The organism is Vibrio sp. 10N.286.55.E10, from assembly GCF_002872555.1.
Classification (GTDB): Bacteria; Pseudomonadota; Gammaproteobacteria; order Enterobacterales; family Vibrionaceae; genus Vibrio; species Vibrio crassostreae.
The window spans coordinates 57251-78346 of record NZ_MCSD01000023.1 but is presented as its reverse complement, the minus strand read 5'-3'; the positions used below and the strand labels follow the sequence as shown (position 1 = coordinate 78346).

Here is a 21096-nt window from a genome sequence, read left to right as displayed (position 1 = left end):
GCCCTTTTTGAAGTTTTTCTTACTTTTTTGATTGTTCGAGCGTTTTTTGTTCAAAACACGCCATTTTCACTAGTATTCCTCTTAATTAAGGGCTTAAGGTGCCTATATAAAGGAGGATTTATGAGTTCAATACGCAGTTATAAAGGTATATCACCTCAGATCGGGCGAGACGTCTATATAGATACAAGTTCGGTACTGGTTGGTGATATCAAAATCGGTGACGACTCTAGCGTGTGGCCTTTGGTTGCAGCTCGAGGAGATGTAAACCACATTCATATTGGAGATAGAACGAATATCCAAGACGGCAGCGTTTTGCACGTCACCCATAAGAATGCAGAAAACCCTGAGGGTTATCCTCTATTAATAGGTAATGATGTCACTATCGGACATAAAGTAATGCTGCATGGCTGCACAATTGAAGATCGTGTACTTGTTGGCATGGGAGCTATCGTGTTGGATGGCGTGATTATCAAACAAGAAGTCATGATTGGTGCTGGTAGCTTAGTGCCGCCTAATAAGGTACTTGAAAGCGGTTACCTATATGTAGGAAGCCCAGTAAAACAAGCACGCCCATTAAATGATAAAGAGCGTGCCTTTTTACAGAAGTCCGCTGACAACTATGTTCAGAATAAAAACGACTATCTAGACTCTGTACTTCCAGTCTAAAGCGCTTTGATCTGAATCCGATTAGAGGAGTCATACTCCTCTTCTTCTATTAACTCTTCCGCTAGCTCTTCAATATCGAAACGTAACTCAGAAAAGATAACTAAAGCTTGATCGCCCTCTTTTATCTCTTTACCTGCCAATCGTGATAATTCTTCAATAGACATGACACATTCAATCAATGCGCCCGACTGTTGTGCAGGGAAGGTGATTGTTTGATTCTCTTCATTCCAATCTTGGATATCTGGAAATAGAATTGATTGATTCATTTTTTTATAAATACCTCATTACATCTCTAGGTTTTTACGTAATTCTCTTAAAATCTGTTTTGTTCCCGGACGAAGGCCACGCCAAAGCATAAAGCTCTCTGCAGCCTGCCCCACTAACATACCCAAACCATCATAAGCAGCATGAACACCGTTATCTAACGCCCACTGATTAAATACTGTCGTTCCAGATCCGTAGACCATGTCATAAACGGCGCTGTTTGTATTAAAGATTACATCGGAAACTTCAGGGAGCTGACCGCTTAGACCTGATGAGGTCGAGTTAATAATGACATCAAAGCCATCATTAACATCACTTAGCCCCATACCTTTGATATTTCCATGCGACGAAAACATCTCAGCCAATAGTTCTGCTTTTGAACTGGTTCGGTTAGCGATCACCAACTGTTGTGGCTTTTGGTCGAGAAGAGGTTGAATCACTCCTCTCGCAGCACCACCAGCGCCAAGAAGAAGAATACGTGCCCCCTTTAGCGTCACTTGATGTTGAAGCAGGTCTTGAACTAAACCCTCACCATCGGTGTTATCACCAATGATCTCTCCGTCATCTAACTTCTTAAGGGTATTTACGGCACCGGCTAGCTCAGCCCTCTCAGTTAGGCGATTGGCAAACTGATAGGCATCTTCTTTAAAAGGCGCTGTGACATTACATCCTCGACCACCTTCGCTGAAAAAGGATTTGGCAGCAGTGATAAATTCACCATGCTCTGGCTGCAGTGCTGTATAGGTAAGTTGTTGGCTGGTTTGGCGAGCAAATAATGTGTGAATGAATGGCGATTTGCTTTGCCCAATAGGGTTACCGAAAACGGCATAACGATCTACTTGCTGTGTCATATCCTTACCTAACAGAAATAAAAAAGGTCATCTATATAGATGACCCTATCACTATCCCTATAAGGAAGGAAGAACTACCAAACTCGAGGCTTTAGGTAGTCGCTATAAAGCAGAGCTTCCGGTGAACCCGCTTGTGGTTCGTAGCGGTATTCCCAACGAGCCAATGGCGGCATAGACATCAATATAGACTCTGTGCGCCCACCGCTTTGCAGACCAAATAAGGTGCCACGGTCATACACGAGGTTAAATTCAACATAGCGACCACGACGATAAAGTTGGAAGTCACGCTCGCGCTCACCGTAAGACGTCTCTTTGCGTCGTTCTACAATGGGTAAATAAGCGGCTGCAAAACCTTCACCGACCGCCTGCATATAAGCAAAGCTCTTTTCAAAGCCCCACTCATTCAGATCATCAAAGAACAGACCACCAACACCACGAGTTTCGTCTCGGTGAGGCAGATAGAAGTACTTGTCACACCATTCCTTGTGTTCTTGATAAACGTCATCACCAAATGGTGCACACAGGTCTTTAGCGGTTTGATGCCAATACTGGCAATCTTCGTCGAAAGGATAGAATGGTGTTAAATCAAAACCACCACCGAACCACCAGATAGGGTCTTCCCCTTCCTTTTCGGCAATAAAGAATCGTACGTTGGCGTGTGAGGTTGGGATATAAGGGTTTTTAGGGTGGATAACTAACGATACACCCATCGCTTCGAACTTACGCCCGGCTAATTCAGGGCGGTGAGCGGTTGCTGACGCTGGCATTGCCTTACCTGCAACGTGAGAAAAGTTAACACCACCTTGCTCAAAGACCGCACCATCAGTCATCACACGAGTACGACCTCCTCCTCCGAGGCGTTCGCCAGGTTCGCGCTCCCATGCATCTTCTTCAAATAGTGCACTACCATCAGCTTGTTCAAGCTGATGGCAAATCGAATCTTGTAGGTTCAGTAAAAACTGCTTTACTGCTTCTTTATCAATTGCTGACATTTTACTTTCCTTTGCAGGGTTTAACCCTGTCTTAATATTTTCGACGTTTTTGCATCTCTAATTTCGCTTGGCTTGTCACGACCACCCGTTTGACCTTCGAGAATAGCCACCAAATGTTGGCCGAGTTGCTGCTGAACTTCTTCAGTCGTCATACAAGGCGGTTCGCCCGTCAGGTTAGCACTGGTAGAGGTTAACGGCTTACCGAATTCATTACACATTCTTTGAACCAAAGGGTGATCCGTCACTCGCACAGCGATTGAATCAAACTGACCACTCACCCAGTCTGTCACCTTAGCACTGGTTGGCATAATCCAAGTTACCGGGCCTGGCCATGTGGCTTTTACTGTCGTCAGCTGCTCTTCCGTCAATTGGCTTTCATCTATGTAAGGTAACAGTTGCTCGTAGCTTGCAGCTATTAAGATCAAGCCCTTTTCAACCGGGCGCTGTTTTAACTCGAGTAATTTCTGGATGGCTTGTGGATTATCTGGATCACAACCGACCCCAAAAACGCCTTCGGTCGGGTAAGCAATGACTTCACCTTGTTGCAATGCCTGCAAAGTATGTTGAAAGTTATCCACGGGTTGCCTCATTAATTCAGTTATCTAACTCACTAAGTGTACAAATTATCATTCACTGTGACTAAAGCTATTTGTTTATAAAATGTATCAATTAACAACTTAGACTGACGCAAACGTTTTCCTTGGGCAATTTTACCCGTATAATGCGCGCAAAATATCTAATCACTAATTAAATCGTACCTGAAGGAGTTTGAGATGACTGTCGGTATTATCATGGGTTCTAAATCTGATTGGCCAACAATGAAGCTAGCTGCAGAAATGTTGGATCAGTTTGGCGTGGCGTACGAAACAAAAGTGGTTTCTGCTCACCGCACACCTCAGTTGCTTGCAGACTACGCAACCAGTGCGAAAGAGCGTGGTATTAAAGTGATTATTGCTGGCGCTGGCGGTGCAGCTCACCTACCAGGCATGGCAGCTGCCTTCACAAGCGTACCTGTTCTTGGTGTTCCAGTTCAATCTAAAGCATTGAAAGGCATGGACTCGCTACTTTCTATCGTGCAAATGCCAAAAGGTATCGCGGTAGGTACTCTGGCTATCGGTGAAGCTGGTGCAGCGAACGCTGGTATCCTAGCAGCGCAAATAATTGGTACACACAATGAAGATGTGATGGCAAAAGTAGAAGCGTTCCGCTCTGAGCAAACAGAAACGGTACTTGCAAATCCAAACCCTGCAGAGGACTAATTCCCATGCATGTTCTTGTGTTAGGCGCGGGCCAACTTGCTCGCATGATGTCCCTAGCTGGGGCACCGCTGAATATTGAAATTTCTGCTTTTGATGTTGGCAGCAAAAATATTGTTCACCCATTAACGCAAGCGATTCTAGGCAACGGCTTAGAAAATGCGATAGATCGCGCGGACGTCATTACTGCTGAGTTCGAACACATCCCTCATGATGTGCTTGAGGTATGTGAGCGCAGCGGTAAGTTCTTACCGACAACAGAAGCAATCAAAGCTGGCGGTGACCGTCGCCTTGAAAAAGCGCTGTTAGACGAAGCGAACGTGAAGAATGCTAAATACTACGTGATCAACTCTCGCGAAGACTTTGACGCAGCGATCGCTCACGTTGGCTTACCAATGGTATTGAAGAGTACACTTGGCGGCTACGATGGCAAAGGCCAGTGGCGCTTAAAGGCATTAGACAATGTTGACGTAACTTGGGCAGAAATGGCTGAGTGCATTGCCGCAACAGACAACCAAGCGATTGTGGCTGAAGAGTTTGTTCCGTTTGACCGCGAAGTATCACTGGTTGGTGCTCGTGGTACCAATGGCGAGATTCAAGTGTATCCACTGGCTGAAAATGTTCACACCGACGGCGTATTGAGCTTATCGACAGCGATTGATGACATTGAACTGCAAGAGCAAGCGAAAACCATGTTCACTGCCATTGCTGAACGCTTAGATTACGTTGGTGTACTCGCGCTAGAGTTCTTTGATGTTCAAGGTTCACTGCTGGTTAACGAGATTGCACCACGTGTTCATAACTCTGGCCACTGGACGCAGCAAGGCGCTGAAACTTGTCAGTTTGAAAACCACCTGCGTGCCGTGTGTGGGATGCCACTAGGTAGCACCAAGCTGATTCGTCCAACCGCAATGATCAACATTCTTGGTGAAGATACTCTACCTGAGGCTATTCTGGCTCAAGGCGGCTGTCATGTTCACTGGTATGGTAAAGAGAAGCGTGCAGGTCGTAAGATGGGCCACATTAATGTGAGCGCTGATTACAACGCAGAACTGCAAAGAGCGTTGTGCTCATTGTCTGATATTCTTGATCAGCAAGCCTACCCTGCTGTGCATGAGTTTGCTGAGCAGATGAAGTAAGCCTACGTTGGTTTATTGATATAAAAAGTTCATTGGATATAGAAACGGCGCTCATTGAGCGCCGTTTTTTTTCTGGTCATTCACTTACTGTGATTAACATGACTACTGAGATTGAATGTGATGACACTTGCGATCAGCACATTGCTTCTTAGTGCCACTGGCTGTTTTCTTCTCAAGTAACAACGGGAACTGGCACTCTTCACAACGACCTATAACTGGTGGCTGATTAACGGCGAACTTACACTTAGGGTAGTTATCACACGCATAAAAAGTTTTACCATAGCGAGATTTACGCTCAACCAAGTGGCCTCGACCACACTCAGGGCAGGCAACAAGTGGCTGTTCTTCAGGTTGTTCTTTCGGTTGATCCAAAGATTCGATGTGATTACACGTTGGATAACTACTACAACCAATGAACATCCCAAAGCGACCCTGCCTTAATACCAATTCGTTTTGGCACTTAGGACACGGAACGCCTAGCTCTTTCACCACATGACCATCATTTTGATGAAGAGGCTTGATGTAATCACAGCTCGGATACTGCTTACAGCCTAAAAATGGGCCGTGCTTACCATGGCGAAGCTGAAGCTCCCCACCACACTGCGGACATGGTTCATGCTCTAACGCATGTTCATGTGCTGAAAAAAGCTGATTATCAATCTTACTACTCATGACAAGCCTGTATTAATGCAAGATGCCTTGCTCTTTGGTGTACAACAGCTCTTCCATTTGCGTGTAAGCACTTTCATTACCCGGCACATTAAATAGCACCATTAAGATAATCCATTTCAGATCATCCAATTCAAATTCGTTGGTCTCAAGCCCCATCACACGATCAATAACCATTTCACGAATCTCTGTCGTGAGCACGTTGATCTGCTCTAGGAACAGTAAGAAACCTCGACACTCCATATTAATACGCGATACCTCTCGACTGGTGTAAACACGCATCGAGGTATTGGAGCACATAGTAATCGCCGCTTGGTTGTCGGTATCTTGCAGTGCAGCAAGATCTTCTAACCAATGGAGGGCCTTATAAATATCGTCTTGGTGAAACCCTGCTCGAAGAAGCTCATCTTCCAGCTCATCTTGATCCACCTGCAATTCAGAATCGCTATGGATGTAGGTTTCAAACAAGTACATCAGTATGTCCATCATCATAGCTAGCCTCTCCCCTTTCGAATATAGCCACCGGAAACTGCAACAACATGCCCTGAGAGCTCAAGCTCTAAAAGCTGCATCATGACCTCATGCACAGGTATATGGGTTCTCTGTGCCAAAATATCAACGGGTGTCGCCTCTAATCCTACGTTAGCTAACAGCTGTGGAAATGGCAATTGTTCATTTTCACTCTTGTTCGGCGTAGGTTCGAACAAACTGGGCTGCTGATCTATAGACCAGTCTAACAGACTCTTTATTTCAATTAGAACATCTTGAGCGCTCTGTACCAAACATGCTCCTGCCTTAATTAGACTGTTGCCTCCGCGACTGGTTGGGTTATGAATCGAACCGGGAAGCGCAAACACTTCGCGACCTTGCTCCATCGCATAACGCGCCGTAATCAAAGAACCGCTTTTCTCGGCCGCCTCAACGACGAGAGTCCCCAAAGACAACCCACTTATAATACGGTTACGCCGTGGGAAATGTTCAGGTCGAGGTTTAGCGTTTGGGCGGAATTCTGAAATCAACGCACCATTTTCACAGATCCTCTCCGCGAGATTTCGGTGTCGCGCAGGATAAATGGAATCCAAGCCAGAGCCCAACACAGCAAAAGTTTCCCCTCCTTTATCTAGAGCACCATCATGAGCATAGCCATCGATACCGAGCGCTAAACCACTGGTGACAATCAAGCCGTTTTGTACAAACTCTTTAGCGAAGGACTTCGCAGTTTGCAGCCCTTCAAGACTGGCGTTACGACTGCCGACCATCGCGATTTGAGGTTCAATCAGTTTTTCGACGTGTCCTTTAACGAAAAGAACACTGGGCGCAGAGGCAATCTCATTGAGGAGTTTGGGATAATGTGGGCAATTCGGGGTTATGATGTGATGGTTAGATTGTTTTGCTTGCCATGCTAAGCAAGCCTCCACTTCTTTAGGGGCTTGCTGTCTTAAGTAGGAGATTTGCTTGGCTGACAAACCAATCGCTTGCAGCTGTTGGCTGGAGTAACCAACAATATTCGATGGGGAATCAATGCTCAGCAGTCGAGAAAGGCGCTTGCCACCCAACTGCGGAACAAAACTTAAAGTTAACCAAGCACTCAGTTGTTGCTCATTCACTCGGTGCCCTTAACCTCTTCCGTCAACGCAAGATCCAAAGGCGATACCGCCAGAATGTCATTACTAACCGGCTTGGAGCTTTGAGTGATCAACGCCAAACTAAAATACTCGTAAGGGCGAATGACCATCAAACTACCCAGTGACGTACTTGGCAATTGCACCTTATCGCTCGCCGCTGATTCTTTATAGCTGTATTCACCTTGCTTACCAAACACCACAGCCCCGCTCTCGCTAAGGGTGAACATAGAGCCCTGGCGAAGGTTGTCCTGCGAGCCTTTGTTGATAACAACGACCTGATTCTTTGCGCTGTATTGGCTGCCATCCAATGAACCCAAGATATTGGCAAACTGACCCGCAGCACTAGGCGCTGGATAAAATGTGGTTGAGAGCTTCACCTGATCAACACCAAGCTCTGGCAACACAAGATCGTTAAGCAGTACTTCTTGCAGCTGAGTCTCTATCTGTAAGCTACTGAACTCAGCGTCCACTTCTTTTAAGCGTGCCGTGGCGACCAAACGCAACGAGGTCATACTCGCTTGAGGTTGCAGTCGCTGGTAGGTTTCAACGGCGCGGTAGATACCCCACTTTTGATGTTGTTGGTTGCCCGAGATAAACAACCGGTCTTCACCCGATAAGAATCTCTTACCATCACTGGTCCCTAACACTCGTTGAACCGATTGAATATCTTGCTGTTCAACCAAGCGATCAGATTGCAGATAAGGCAGAACCAGCCCCTCATTGACGGTTGGCACCGCTTTCTTCTCTGATACACGAATCTTAGGGCTTAGCTTAATGACGGGTTTGAGGCTCAAGACAGGCTCGCCATTAATCCAAACCAGCGACAATTTATCTCCGGGGTAAATAAGGTGAGGATTTTCTATCTCAGGGTTTACCTGCCATAACCTCGGCCACAGCCATGGACTATCGAGGTACATCGCAGAGATATCCCACAAAGTATCACCCTTTACCACCACGTACGCCTCGGGTGCGCCCTGCTTTATGGTTAAAGGTTGAGCACTATTTTCAGCCGTAGCGGCGAACGAAAGAGAGGCACAAACAAGAGAAAAAATGGGAGAAAAATGACGCATGACCTAGGTTCCTTGGTCTGAATATATGACATCTGATTTGAGAATTACCTTCAGGATGCTGTCATTTGACCTCTAAAATGTCTAGAATTGAGCCAATAAGGTTTAAGCTGTTTCGGCACAGTTCAATATTTCGAGTGTATATGTCTGTATTACAAGTATTAACATTACCAGATGATCGTCTACGTACCGTGGCGAAACCGGTAAAAGAAGTTACCCCAGAGATTCAAAAGTTCGTTGATGACATGATTGAAACCATGTACGACGAAGAAGGTATCGGCCTTGCGGCAACGCAAGTGGATTTCCACCAGCGCATCGTTGTTATCGATATTTCAGAAACACGTGACGAACCTATGGTTCTAATCAACCCTGAAATTACCGACAAACGTGGCGAAGATGGTATCGAAGAAGGCTGTCTGTCTGTACCAGGCGCTCGAGCTCTAGTACCTCGCGCTGCAGAAGTAACGGTTAAAGCATTAGACCGTGACGGCAACGAATTCACATTCGACGCTGACGACCTTCTGGCTATCTGTGTTCAGCACGAACTTGACCACCTAGAAGGCAAGTTGTTTGTTGATTACCTATCGCCACTAAAGCGTAAACGTATCCAAGATAAGCTAGCGAAGATTAAACGTTTCAACGAGAAACAGGGTTAATCACCGCTGCTATTACTAAATTAGAAGGAAGCCTACCTTGAGTCAGTCTTTAAGAATTGTCTTCGCAGGTACTCCGGATTTCGCCGCCCGTCACTTGGCGGCGTTGTTGTCTTCGGAGCATGAAGTTATTGCTGTTTACACACAGCCAGATCGCCCAGCAGGCCGCGGTAAAAAACTGACTGCGAGTCCAGTAAAAAACATCGCACTTGAAAACAATATTCCGGTTTACCAACCAGAAAACTTCAAGTCAGATGAGGCTAAGCAAGAGCTAGCGGATTTGAATGCTGACATCATGGTGGTTGTCGCTTACGGCTTATTGCTTCCGCAGGTTGTATTAGATACGCCTCGCTTAGGTTGTATCAACGTACATGGCTCTATCCTACCGCGCTGGCGTGGTGCTGCTCCGATTCAACGCTCTATTTGGGCGGGTGATAAAGAGACCGGCGTAACGATCATGCAGATGGATATCGGCCTAGATACTGGTGATATGCTAAGTATCGCAACGCTACCAATTGAAGCGACAGATACCAGCGCTTCTATGTACGAAAAGCTAGCAGGCCTTGGCCCTGATGCGCTTGTTGAGTGTTTATCTGACATCGCTTCTGGTAAAGCGGTGGCTGAAAAGCAAGACGACGAGCTTGCTAACTACGCCAAGAAGCTAAGCAAAGAAGAAGCGCGTATCAACTGGAGTGATGACGCTGCGCATATTGAGCGCTGCGTTCGTGCCTTCAACCCATGGCCAATGAGCCACTTTGAAGCTGCTGAGAACAGCATTAAAGTATGGCAAAGCCGTGTGGCAGAGCAAGCTTCTGATAAGCCTGCAGGTACCATTCTGCAAGCCGATAAAACTGGTATCTATGTAGCGACAGGGCAAGGCGTACTTGTTCTCGAACAACTGCAAGTTCCAGGTAAAAAAGCCATGTCAGTTCAGGATATCTTGAACTCACGTGCAAGCTGGTTTGAAGTTGGTACTCAACTTTCTTAATCCGCTTTTAAAGCTGTTAATTACGCAGCTTAGAAAACCTTTACGAGGGCAGAGATGCCCTCATGTATTCAAATAAATATTCGGTACCCCTCATGAATGTTCGCGCTGCTGCTGCAAATGTCCTATTCCAAGTTGTCGATAAAGGCCACTCTCTTTCACACGCTCTCCCTGCGGCTCAAAAAACGATCCGTCCGCGAGACCATGCTCTACTGCAAGAGATTTGCTACGGCGCACTTCGTTACCTGCCTCGTTTAGAGTCAATCGCTAACGAACTAATGGAAAACCCGCTTAAAGGTAAAAAGCGTGTATTCCACCACCTAATCTTGGTGGGCATTTACCAACTAAGCTTCATGCGTATCCCTTCGCATGCCGCGGTTGCTGAAACGGTTGAGGGTACTAAAACACTGCGTGGCCCAAGCCTGAGTGGTTTGATCAACGCTGTACTACGTAGCTACCTACGTGACCAAGAAGAACTAGACGAGAAAGCCGTTAGCCACAATGCAGGCAAATACGGCCACCCAAGCTGGATTCTAAAAATGCTTCAAGAGAGCTACCCAGATCAATGGGAGCAACTGGTTGAAGCAAACAACAGCAAGGCACCAATGTGGCTGCGCGTTAACCGCCAACACCACACTCGTGACGAGTATGTTGAGCTGCTTAAAAACGAAAACATTGAATACACATTGCACCCTGAAGCAGCCGATGCCATAAAATTAGCTGCACCTTGTGATGTTACTTTGCTTCCTGGCTTCGACAGAGGTTGGGTATCTGTGCAAGACGCTGCTGCTCAGCTTTCGGTTGATTACCTAACACCAAAAGATGGTGAGCTGATCCTAGATTGCTGTGCTGCGCCAGGTGGTAAAACGGCACACATTCTTGAGCATACCAACGATACTGAAGTGGTTGCGATTGACTGCGACATCAAACGTCTAGACCGTGTTTACGATAACCTTGAGCGTCTGCAACTGCGTGCCGACGTAATTTGTGGCGATGCTCGCTACCCTGAAGAGTGGTGGATGGGTGATAAGTTCGACCGTATTCTGCTTGATGCACCTTGTTCAGCGACTGGCGTAATTCGCCGTCACCCTGACATCAAGTGGCTACGTCGTGCATCTGACATTGACGCGCTGGCTGAACTGCAAAGCGAGATTATGGATGCTATGTGGCGTCAGCTGAAAGAAGGCGGCACCATGGTTTATGCGACATGTTCTATCACGCCGCAAGAAAACGTGCTGCAAGTGAAAGCATTCCTAGCACGTACAGAGAACGCAACGCTGGTTGGGTCTGATATCGAAAATCCGGGTCGTCAAATACTGCCTGGGGAAGAAGATATGGATGGCTTCTACTACGCAGTTCTAGTAAAACAGGCATAACAACTAACAGCGGCTAAGAATTTATTTCTTAGCCGCTGTTTCTTTCTAGTGCATTATCGAAGCAAAATGCACGCACTAGAATTACCACGGCAAAAATAAGAGAAAGGCTATGAAGATCATTATCCTAGGTGCTGGACAAGTTGGCGGTACCCTTGCTGAAAACCTAGTTGGTGAAAACAACGACATCACCATTGTCGACCGTAATGCTGACCGACTTCGTGAACTTCAGGATAAGTACGACCTTAGGGTTGTAAACGGTTATGCCAGCCACCCAAACACACTACGTGAAGCAGGTGCGCAAGATGCCGACATGTTGGTTGCCGTAACCAATATGGACGAAACCAATATGGCTGCGTGTCAGGTTGCTTTCTCTCTTTTCAATACGCCAAACCGAATTGCTCGTATTCGTTCTCCTCAATACCTAGAAGAAAAAGAAGCACTATTCAAATCAGGTGCTATCCCAGTAGACCACCTGATCGCACCCGAAGAGCTAGTGACCAGCTACATCGAACGCCTGATTCAATATCCAGGTGCATTGCAGGTTGTGAGCTTTGCTGAACAGAAAGTTAGCCTAGTAGCAGTAAAAGCCTACTACGGTGGTCCACTGGTCGGTAACGCCCTATCTGCTTTGCGTGAGCACATGCCGCACATCGATACGCGTGTTGCGGCTATCTTCCGTCAAGGTCGCCCTATTCGCCCACAAGGCACCACCATTATTGAAGCCGATGATGAAGTGTTCTTTGTAGCGGCAAGTAACCATATCCGCTCAGTGATGAGTGAGCTGCAACGCCTAGAGAAACCGTACCGCCGCATCATGATTGTCGGTGGTGGTAACATTGGTGCAAGCTTGGCTAAACGCCTTGAACAGAGCTACAGCATCAAACTTATCGAGCGCAGTTACACTCGTGCCGAGAAGTTGTCTGAAGAATTAGAAAACACCATCGTCTTCTGTGGTGATGCCGCAGACCAAGAGCTGCTGACCGAAGAGAACATCGATCAAGTGGACGTGTTCATTGCCCTAACCAATGAAGATGAAACCAACATCATGTCAGCGATGCTGGCTAAGCGAATGGGTGCCAAGAAGGTAATGGTACTGATTCAGCGTGGTGCTTACGTCGACCTTGTTCAGGGTGGTGTGATTGATATTGCTATCTCTCCACAACAAGCGACCATTTCTGCGCTACTCACTCACGTTCGTCGTGCTGATATTGTAAACGTATCATCTCTGCGTCGCGGCGCTGCTGAAGCGATCGAAGCGATTGCTCACGGTGACGAAACCACATCTAAAGTGGTTGGCCGAGCTATTGGCGACATCAAACTACCACCGGGTACCACTATTGGTGCGATTGTTCGCGGAGAAGAGGTGCTTATCGCGCACGATAGAACCGTTATCGAACAAGATGACCACGTAGTTATGTTCCTAGTGGACAAGAAATACGTACCTGATGTTGAGTCTCTATTCCAACCGAGCCCGTTCTTCTTATAGCCTTGTTCTCGTAAGCTTGTTCTCACAACCTTCTTCTTGTGAGAACGACGCTTCGGCACAAAGCTGTAATCAATTAAAGCTATGGTCTATTAAGCTATGGTCAACTTTCGTCCGATATTATTAGTGATAGGGTTAGTGTTATCAAAACTCGCCCTTTTCATGTACATCCCTACATTGGTTGCCTTTTTTACAGGCACCGGTGGCTTCCTCGAGTTTGGTCAGTCGGTAGTGATCACGCACATAGTGGCGTTCATCTGCTTGAGTTTAGGCCGTTCAGCTAAGTTCCGACTTGGGGTACGGGACATGTTCCTGATCACCTCTCTGGTATGGACGATTGCCAGTGCCTTTGCTGCACTGCCGTTTGTCTTCATCAACCACATCAGCTTCACCGACGCCTATTTTGAAACCATGTCTGGTATCACCACGACTGGCTCAACTGTATTGAGCGGCTTAGACAGCATGGCACCAAGCATTCTGTTGTGGCGCTCTATACTGCAATGGTTAGGCGGCATCGGCTTCATCGTTATGGCGGTAGCGGTTCTGCCAATGCTTAACGTCGGTGGCATGCGCCTATTCCAAACCGAGTCCTCCGATTGGTCAGATAAAAGCAGCCCACGAGCGAAAACGGTCGCGAAGAACATCGTGGCGGTTTATCTGGTCCTGACTGGCTTATGCATCATTAGCTATCTGTTTGCAGGCATGGGCATCTTTGATGCGATCAATCACGCCTTCACAACACTGTCGACGGGTGGTTACTCAACATCAGATAGCTCAATGAACCACTTCTCTAACAGTGCTCACTGGGTGGGAACCCTGTTCATGTTCCTAGGTGGTTTGCCGTTCTTACTGTTTGTTGGCGCACTGCGTGGTAGAAAACTCTCAATCCTCTACAAAGACGCTCAAGTGAGAGGTTTCACGTATCTATTCTTGGTCACCAGTGCCGTAATATCGACATGGCTGGTGGTTAGGGATGACTACACCATCATGGATGCAATGCGTGTTTCGATGTTCAACATAGTGTCAGTCGTCACCACAACCGGTTTTGGCTTAGAAGACTTCACCGCGTGGGGCGCACTACCGACTACCTTGTTCGCGTTTTTAATGATGGCGGGCGCGTGCTCGGGGTCAACCTCTGGCGGTATCAAAATCTTCCGCTTCCAGATCGCGATGACCATGCTTCATAAACAAATGATGAAGCTGATCCACCCATCTGGTGTCTTTGTTCAGCGCTATAACCAACGCCCAGTGAATGACGACATTGTGCGCTCACTAGTCGCATTTGGTTTGATGTTCTTTATTACGATTATCTTAATTGCAGGTGGCTTGAGTGCGATGGGACTTGATCCTGTGACCAGTATATCTGGCGCTATCACAGCCGTTGCCAACGTTGGTCCTGGCATGGGCAGTGTGATCGGTCCAACCGGGAATTTTGCGCCGCTGCCAGACGCTGCAAAGTGGTTATTAAGCCTTGGTATGTTGATGGGAAGACTCGAGATACTGACGCTGATCGTTCTATTCTTCCCAGCCTTCTGGCGACGCTAATTGCACGAATATTTAAGGAAAAAGAGATGAAATCATACCTACTTATCGCAAGCGCACTGCTGAGCAGTTCAGCCTTCGCCGACCAAATGGTGACTCTACAAGATGGAAAACAAGTACTGCTGAAAGACGACTTTACGTGGCAGTACGTGGCACAGAAACAAGCGGAAGAAGTAGCGACAACTTCAGAGATCGCCGAGCCTGTCGCAGCAGTACCCGTAGTCGCTGTCCCAGTTACGACGAACACGCGTGGCACTACGATTGTAGTGAATAGTAAAAAGCCAAGCTTACAGCTGTCTCAATCAGGAGTGGATGTTGTATTGGGTGCAAGTCGCTATGAAGGTGGTGAACTTATCATTCCGACAGCCATCACCAACCAAGGCACTCAAGCTGTCATTTTAGTATCACTTAACATCAGCGTATTTACTGCAGAAGGTACGTTGTTGGCAGAAGAAGAAATTGCTGTATGGAAATCAATCAAACGTATGGCTGACACATACTTGCGACCAAAAACAGGTGAAGAAGGCAAGCTAATCAAGATCGACCTAGAACAACACCCTGAATATCAGATTAAAGCTGAGATTACTGAAGTACTGGCTCGCTAAACCGGAGTCACGTACAGATAGATAGCGAAGAAATGGCAAGCGCAACCCGCCAATACAAACAAGTGCCAGATTGCATGGTTGTAAGGGATGCGTTTTGCAACATAGAAAATCACACCCAGCGAATAGATCACCCCGCCAACCGCTAACAACACCAAACCACCTATATCGATGTTCATCGCTAATTGATAAACAACAATCAAAGATAGCCAGCCCATCGCTAAGTAAATGAACAGCGATAAGCGCTTGAATCGGTAAACGAAGGCAATCTTCATGATGATACCGACCAGCGCAATTCCCCAAATAACCGCCATCAAGCCCATCGCCAATGGGGTTCTTAAGCCAACCAATAAAAACGGCGTGTAGCTACCTGCGATCAGTAAATAAATCGCACAGTGATCGAGGGTTTTTAGTAAACGCTTAGTTTTTTCTGTGGTGATCGAGTGATAAAGCGTGGAAGCAAGAAAGAGCAGGATAATGCTGCTGCCATAGATTGTCATACTGGCAACCGTCAACATGTCGGCTTGGTAATCAAACGCGCGAATCAGTAGCAAGATCAAACCAATAACGCCAAGCACGACGCCCAAGCCGTGGGTTATCGCATTAGCGCGTTCTTCGATGTCGCTGTATTCGCTAGCTGATGATGCAGACATGAGTATCCTACTAGAGTAAATGTTCAATTGACCTAGTATTGCACATTAAGCTTACACGTGTAAGCTTAAATTTTTATGACAGCTTTTATGACATCAATGACGCCTAAACAGTGTGATAAGGCTAGGCTCTCTAAAGCTAAAGAACCAAAAAGCGAATTAAGAGGCGCTATCTAGATACTCAAGTACCATCTTGCCGGCTTCTTCTGGAGAGGTATCGAGTGGCACACTCAATTGACGCTGTAGCTGGCCCACTCCCAATAAACTCGCCAACATGCCTTTGGCACCGTCGCGATTGCGATCTATCTCAAACCAAAGCTTAAGCTCAGTTTCGTCACGATGGGCAACAACTTCAAGCTCACGCCAGCGGCCATGATAAGGACCCGTAGTCGGCACAAACTCAAACTCTTGTACAAATGGCAGTTCAAAGCCTTCTACCGCTTCACACTCCACTTGGCGAATGCGCAGCCCTTGAGCTTCAAGTTCGTTAAAAATACCATCGAGGAGTGCATCAGGACGAACCGTTAAGATGTCTTTATCCGATGGATCAATTGCCATCGCAATATCCAACCCGGTTTCTAGCCACACCTTTGAATCACCAATCGTGACCGGTGTGTTCAGCGGGACATCAAACTCACATTCAAAATCACGGGTTTCACCCGGCTGAATAACAAAGGCATACGGCAGGCTCCATTTGGCCAACGAGTATGTCTGGTGCATTCGACGTGTTTGACCACCTTCTTGCCTTTGCGAGTTCATGGTAACTTCTTTAACGTAACGACAGCACAAGTTGAGATCGATATTGTCGATCTCTTGTGGCTGAGCGCCACCATAGACATGCACAATAATGCTCGCCTTCTTACCTGGATAAAGCACTTCCTGTTGCAATACAGAATCCACCTTGGCAGATCCAATTCCAAAACTTGCTAACGTTTTCTTTAAGAACGACATATGCACCTCCTTTAAAGCATCATCTTAAGCCTGAAAGAGGTTCAAACTCAAATATACTGCTCACACTATTTTAGCTCTAATATCGTTTAATTATCACTCAGGCGTCGATCGATAACTTAGATAGTGATAATCTAAGCCTTGATATGCATACATATCATTATCCTGATTTATTCTTCGGATTGGCGAAAGCCAGACGAGTAACGCTTCAAGCAATTGAAGTGGAGCTCATGGTAAATCAGGCCATTAGATTGGCAATGGATATGCCTGACCGTTAGGTAAATTAATGCGCCCAACAGCTGTCAGGTTCTCGCACACCAACCGTAGTGCGATGCGTCGTCGTAGTGGCTTTGTTGCTGCTCCAACGGCTAAGAAATTGGCTCCTACAATGACTCTAGTTGAGAAGACTGCTTTATTAGCACCGACTACAACAAAAGTGATTAAAGCCGCTTAACAAAAAGCGCAGTTTTTACTGCGCTTTTTTCTTGCCCGCTTCCATCTTGAAATGTGTTTACACATTGGTATTCCCTACCCGATTTGATACCTTAGCCACAAATCATTATAAAATTTGTGGAGAAATAAAGTATGAAGTGTCACCGCATTGAAGAACTGCTTGAACTGATGGAGCCTGAGTGGCAGAAAGATCAAGAGCTTAACCTATTAGAGTTCATCATTAAGCTATCAAAAGAAGCGGGCTACCAAGGCAAGCTTGAAGAACTGACTGACGATGTTCTTATCTACCACCTAAAAATGCGCAACAGCGAAAAAGATGAAATGATCCCAGGCCTGAAAAAAGACCAAGAAGATGATTTCAAAACCGCAATTCTAAAAGCACGTGGCCTTCTTTAGTCGCCCATTTGTTTAGAACTCAATTGCCGTATAGATAAAACACTCAATTTAAAAAGCGACCGCCAGGTCGCTTTTTTGTTTCTGTTCGCTATTTTTTCGTCACAACTGTTATGACTTTTGTTGTTAAAGGTTGATAGCGTTAAAGAAATGAGAACAAGATTGTCGCTATAATCGCCATCCATAAGAATCTTCTAAAATAATAAGAGTGAGTGCGATAACAACAAATGCACCAAGCTCAATTTCAACAGGTTCTCTAAACCATACTTTCAAGTAATGTCGTCATGCCCGATTTAACCGGGCAAACAAGCCACAAAAAGGATAGTTCATGAGTCAGGATAAAATCGATATCAAAGATGTGACTCCTAAAACCTTTAACCCGAAAACACATAAAGGTAATGGAGATCGATTTAACCCAAGTAACCGAATCTATGTTCGAGAAAGCAAAGGTAAATTCCAACAACTGCGTCGTTATGGCGGTTGGTTCTTACTTTTACTTTTTGCGCTTATCCCATGGATTCCATTTGGTGAACGCCAAGCGATCTTGCTCGATATCGGCAACCAACAGTTCAACTTCTTTGGCACCACCTTATACCCGCAAGATCTGACCCTACTCGCGATCCTATTTATGATTGCCGCGTTTGGCTTATTCTTCATAACCACCTTCTTAGGCCGTGTCTGGTGTGGCTATTTATGCCCGCAAACCGTCTGGACCTTCATGTACATTTGGTTCGAAGAGAAACTAGAAGGTGCTGCCAATAAACGAAGAAAACAAGACTCGGGCAAACTAACGAGCAATTTAATCCTCAGAAAAACCCTCAAACACATTGCGTGGTGGGCGATTGCCATTGCGACGGGCTTAACCTTTGTTGGTTACTTCATCCCAATTAAAGAGTTAGTGGTTGGCTTCTTTACCTTTAACTCGTCTTTCTGGCCGGTGTTTTGGGTACTGTTCTTTGCTGGGTGTACTTATGCCAATGCTGGTTGGATGCGCTCGATTGTTTGTCTGCACATGTGTCCTTACGCGCGTTTCCAATCGGCAATGTTCGACAAAGACACCTTCATCGTGGGCTACGATTCAGAACGCGGTGAAAGCCGTGGCCCTCGCTCTCGTAAAGCCGATCCAAAAGAGCTTGGTCTAGGCGACTGTATTGACTGTAATCTATGTGTTCAAGTGTGCCCAACGGGTATCGATATCCGTGACGGCCTGCAATATGAGTGTATTAACTGCGGCGCGTGTATTGATGCCTGTGACAACACCATGGAGCGTATGGGCTACGAGAAAGGCCTGATCAACTACACCACCGAGCACAGACTTGAAGGTCACTCGACCAAGGTAATGCGTCCTAAACTGTTGGGCTATGGCGCCATCTTGATCGTGATGCTGGGCTTGTTCTTCGCCCAAATCGCGAGCGTTGATCCTGCCGGCCTAAGCGTTCTGCGTGACCGAAACCAGTTGTTCAGAGTCAATAACCAAGGGTTGGTTGAAAACACCTACACCTTGAAAGTGATCAACAAGACTCAACAAGAGCAAGAGTACAAGCTCGATGTTAGCGGACTGCCCGATTCTATCTGGTACGGCAAACAGACGATTACTGTCGATCCAGGCGAGGTTTTGAACCTACCTATCAGTTTAGGCGCCGACCCAGAAAAACTGAGCTCACCAGTTTCGACAATTCAGTTTATACTCTCGGATAATGAAGAGTTTACGATGGAAGTCGAAAGCCGCTTTATCAAGAAGCTCTGATACCAGCCTCCTTAGCGCTTGGTATAACAACCCAATAAATGGAAAAAGGCTCAGTAATGAGCCTTTTTTATTCTATGACGATGCAAGCCTTTAATTTTGATAACCTGACTCCTGACTTCATGTGGTACGCACTGGAGAGTATTGGAGTTCGTGCTGAATCCGGGCTTCTCGCTCTCAACAGTTACGAAAATCGGGTCTATCAATTCACCGATGAAGACCGTAAACGCTACGTCGTTAAGTTTTATCGTCCGCAGCGCTGGAACAAAGCCCAGCTCCAAGAAGAGCACGACTTCGCGTTAGAACTGATTGAACAAGAGATGCCTGTCGCTCCACCAATGCGAGTCAACGGTGAAACCTTGCATGAATATCAAGGCTACCTGTTTGCATTGTTCGAAAGCGTTGGCGGCAGACAGTATGAAGTCGACAATCTAGATCAACTGGAAGGCGTTGGACGTTTTCTGGGTCGTATTCATAAAGCCAGCGCGGGAAGAACATTCCAACATCGCCCGACCATCAGCTTAGATGAATACCTTTATCAGCCACGTAAGATTCTAGAGAACTCTCAGTTTATCCCGACACACCTAGAAAAAGCGTTCTTCAATGACGTAGACCTTCTGATAAAAGAGCTAGAGAGTCAGTGGCCGAGCAACATTGACAACATCCGCCTGCATGGTGATTGCCACCCAGGCAACATCTTGTGGCGCGATGGACCAATGTTCGTCGATCTTGATGACGCACGTAATGGCCCTGCGATACAAGATCTGTGGATGCTACTCAACGGTGAACGCCAAGATAAACTGATGCAACTCGATATTCTGCTAGAGAGTTATCAAGAGTTTTGCGATTTTAATACCTCGCAACTGAAACTAATCGAACCACTACGCGGTCTACGTATGGTGCATTACATGGCATGGTTAGCGAAGCGATGGCACGATCCAGCGTTTCCATTAGCCTTCCCGTGGTTTAATGATCCGAAATATTGGGAGCAACAAGTACTTGCTTGTAAAGAGCAAATTGCTACCCTGCAAGAGCCACCACTTTCGTTAATGCCTCAGTGGTAACAGCAATCGCAACATACAACTAGATAAAAATTCAAACATAATGGAGATTGGATAAATGAAAAAGCTATTCGCATTTTTCTCATTGATCATGTTGAGCCTTTCAGCTCACGCTGCGAAATTTAACGAAGGTGAACACTACAAAGTTCTCGATCTAGAAGCATCAAAAAAACCAATGGTGACAGAGTTCTTCTCTTTTTACTGCCCACACTGTAATAGCTTTGAGCCAATCATCCAGCAGCTAAAACAGCAGCTACCTAAAGACGCTAAGTTACAGAAGAACCATGTTTCATTCATGGGTGGCAACATGGGTCTGCCAATGAGCAAAGCTTACGCGACCATGATTGCACTGAAAGTTGAAGACAAAATGGTACCAGTGATGTTTAACCGCATCCACACCATGAACAAGCCACCACGTGATGAAGCCGAATTGCGTCAAATCTTCCTAGATGAAGGCGTTGATGCTAAGAAATTCGATGCGGCATACAACGGCTTTGCTGTAGATTCTATGGTTCGTCGCTTCGACAAAGCATTCAAAGACAGCGGCCTTTCTGGCGTACCAGCAGTCATAGTGAATAACCGCTACCTAGTAGAAGCTCAAGGTATCAGCTCTCTTGATGAGTACTTCGAGCTCGTTAACTTCTTATTGAAGAAGTAAGCCATTGATGAAAGGAAGC

The 21096-nt window shown here is 46.3% G+C and carries 24 protein-coding genes; 14 read left to right on the top strand and 10 right to left on the bottom strand.

Annotation, left to right across the window (positions count from 1 at the left end; translation table 11 throughout):
• Positions 1-120 precede the first annotated feature (120 nt).
• Positions 121-666: a gamma carbonic anhydrase family protein gene (locus BCV39_RS13925; protein ID WP_102432371.1), complete on the top strand. Its 546-nt coding sequence runs from the start codon at positions 121-123 to the stop codon at positions 664-666.
• Here BCV39_RS13925 and BCV39_RS13920 read toward each other — a convergent pair.
• From BCV39_RS13920 to BCV39_RS13905, 4 genes are all read right to left on the bottom strand, one after another.
• Complete coding sequence (locus BCV39_RS13920; RefSeq protein ID WP_102432372.1) at positions 663-932, bottom strand: DUF1488 domain-containing protein; 270 nt, start codon at positions 930-932, stop codon at positions 663-665. The genes BCV39_RS13925 and BCV39_RS13920 overlap by 4 nt on opposite strands.
• Positions 933-950: 18 nt before the next feature.
• Positions 951-1781, bottom strand: coding sequence for a shikimate dehydrogenase (gene aroE / locus BCV39_RS13915; protein WP_102432373.1), 831 nt, complete (start codon positions 1779-1781; stop codon positions 951-953).
• A 74-nt stretch (positions 1782-1855) separates the two neighbouring features.
• Positions 1856-2773, bottom strand: coding sequence for an oxygen-dependent coproporphyrinogen oxidase (gene hemF / locus BCV39_RS13910; RefSeq protein ID WP_102432374.1), 918 nt, complete (start codon positions 2771-2773; stop codon positions 1856-1858).
• Between the two features lie 20 nt (positions 2774-2793).
• A complete protein-coding gene (locus tag BCV39_RS13905) occupies positions 2794-3351 on the bottom strand; it encodes an L-threonylcarbamoyladenylate synthase (protein ID WP_102432375.1) in 558 nt (185 codons plus the stop codon).
• 195 nt (positions 3352-3546) lie between these two features.
• Between BCV39_RS13905 and purE the strand changes: the two genes are divergently transcribed.
• Positions 3547-4032: a 5-(carboxyamino)imidazole ribonucleotide mutase gene (gene purE, locus BCV39_RS13900; RefSeq protein ID WP_017073863.1), complete on the top strand. Its 486-nt coding sequence runs from the start codon at positions 3547-3549 to the stop codon at positions 4030-4032.
• A gap of 5 nt (positions 4033-4037) precedes the next feature.
• Positions 4038-5168, top strand: a complete 1131-nt coding sequence (locus tag BCV39_RS13895) for a 5-(carboxyamino)imidazole ribonucleotide synthase (RefSeq protein ID WP_102432376.1) — start codon at positions 4038-4040, stop codon at positions 5166-5168.
• A gap of 102 nt (positions 5169-5270) precedes the next feature.
• Here BCV39_RS13895 and BCV39_RS13890 read toward each other — a convergent pair whose 3' ends face one another.
• The 4 genes from BCV39_RS13890 to BCV39_RS13875 are packed head-to-tail and all read right to left on the bottom strand — an operon-like array spanning position 5271 to position 8532.
• Entirely contained in the window at positions 5271-5840 is a 570-nt protein-coding gene (locus BCV39_RS13890) for a topoisomerase DNA-binding C4 zinc finger domain-containing protein (RefSeq protein WP_004735775.1), read from the bottom strand.
• Between the two features lie 12 nt (positions 5841-5852).
• Positions 5853-6329: a DUF494 family protein gene (locus BCV39_RS13885; RefSeq protein WP_048657837.1), complete on the bottom strand. Its 477-nt coding sequence runs from the start codon at positions 6327-6329 to the stop codon at positions 5853-5855.
• 2 nt (positions 6330-6331) lie between these two features.
• Positions 6332-7444, bottom strand: coding sequence for a DNA-processing protein DprA (gene dprA, locus BCV39_RS13880; RefSeq protein ID WP_102432377.1), 1113 nt, complete (start codon positions 7442-7444; stop codon positions 6332-6334).
• Positions 7441-8532 (bottom strand): LysM peptidoglycan-binding domain-containing protein, encoded by a 1092-nt coding sequence (locus tag BCV39_RS13875; protein WP_102432378.1) that lies wholly within the window; start codon positions 8530-8532, stop codon positions 7441-7443. Before BCV39_RS13875 ends, dprA begins: the two co-directional genes overlap by 4 nt.
• Positions 8533-8672: 140 nt before the next feature.
• Here BCV39_RS13875 and def point away from each other — a divergent pair, with 140 nt between their 5' ends.
• The 6 genes from def (at position 8673) to BCV39_RS13845 (ending at position 15173) form a co-directional block, all read left to right on the top strand.
• Positions 8673-9185, top strand: coding sequence for a peptide deformylase (def, locus tag BCV39_RS13870; protein WP_048611208.1), 513 nt, complete (start codon positions 8673-8675; stop codon positions 9183-9185).
• Between the two features lie 37 nt (positions 9186-9222).
• A complete protein-coding gene (fmt, locus tag BCV39_RS13865) occupies positions 9223-10170 on the top strand; it encodes a methionyl-tRNA formyltransferase (protein WP_102432380.1) in 948 nt (315 codons plus the stop codon).
• A 92-nt stretch (positions 10171-10262) separates the two neighbouring features.
• Positions 10263-11543: a 16S rRNA (cytosine(967)-C(5))-methyltransferase RsmB gene (rsmB, locus tag BCV39_RS13860; RefSeq protein ID WP_017063007.1), complete on the top strand. Its 1281-nt coding sequence runs from the start codon at positions 10263-10265 to the stop codon at positions 11541-11543.
• 109 nt (positions 11544-11652) lie between these two features.
• A complete protein-coding gene (gene trkA, locus BCV39_RS13855) occupies positions 11653-13029 on the top strand; it encodes a Trk system potassium transporter TrkA (protein ID WP_004735766.1) in 1377 nt (458 codons plus the stop codon).
• A gap of 96 nt (positions 13030-13125) precedes the next feature.
• Positions 13126-14571 (top strand): TrkH family potassium uptake protein, encoded by a 1446-nt coding sequence (locus BCV39_RS13850; protein WP_102432381.1) that lies wholly within the window; start codon positions 13126-13128, stop codon positions 14569-14571.
• 26 nt (positions 14572-14597) lie between these two features.
• The gene (locus BCV39_RS13845; RefSeq protein WP_102432382.1) at positions 14598-15173 is read left to right on the top strand and encodes a DUF3157 family protein; all 576 of its coding nucleotides are present in this window, start codon (positions 14598-14600) and stop codon (positions 15171-15173) included.
• Here the strand turns inward: BCV39_RS13845 and BCV39_RS13840 are convergent.
• Together BCV39_RS13840 and BCV39_RS13835 are read right to left on the bottom strand one after the other, a co-directional pair.
• The gene (locus tag BCV39_RS13840; RefSeq protein ID WP_048657830.1) at positions 15170-15823 is read right to left on the bottom strand and encodes a hemolysin III family protein; all 654 of its coding nucleotides are present in this window, start codon (positions 15821-15823) and stop codon (positions 15170-15172) included. The two genes, BCV39_RS13845 and BCV39_RS13840, sit on opposite strands and share 4 nt — an antisense overlap.
• A gap of 156 nt (positions 15824-15979) precedes the next feature.
• Positions 15980-16771, bottom strand: a complete 792-nt coding sequence (locus tag BCV39_RS13835) for a sporulation protein (protein ID WP_048610874.1) — start codon at positions 16769-16771, stop codon at positions 15980-15982.
• Between the two features lie 283 nt (positions 16772-17054).
• Between BCV39_RS13835 and BCV39_RS23180 the strand changes: the two genes are divergently transcribed.
• From BCV39_RS23180 to BCV39_RS13815, 5 genes are all read left to right on the top strand, one after another.
• Entirely contained in the window at positions 17055-17222 is a 168-nt protein-coding gene (locus tag BCV39_RS23180) for a hypothetical protein (protein ID WP_004739323.1), read from the top strand.
• Between the two features lie 131 nt (positions 17223-17353).
• The gene (locus BCV39_RS13830) at positions 17354-17617 is read left to right on the top strand and encodes a YihD family protein (protein ID WP_009848104.1); all 264 of its coding nucleotides are present in this window, start codon (positions 17354-17356) and stop codon (positions 17615-17617) included.
• Positions 17618-17942: 325 nt separating this feature from the next.
• Positions 17943-19361, top strand: coding sequence for a cytochrome c oxidase accessory protein CcoG (gene ccoG / locus BCV39_RS13825; protein WP_048662691.1), 1419 nt, complete (start codon positions 17943-17945; stop codon positions 19359-19361).
• Positions 19362-19435: 74 nt separating this feature from the next.
• Entirely contained in the window at positions 19436-20422 is a 987-nt protein-coding gene (locus BCV39_RS13820) for a serine/threonine protein kinase (protein WP_102432383.1), read from the top strand.
• A gap of 55 nt (positions 20423-20477) precedes the next feature.
• Entirely contained in the window at positions 20478-21077 is a 600-nt protein-coding gene (locus BCV39_RS13815; protein ID WP_048657827.1) for a thiol:disulfide interchange protein DsbA/DsbL, read from the top strand.
• The last annotated feature ends 19 nt before the right edge of the window (positions 21078-21096 follow it).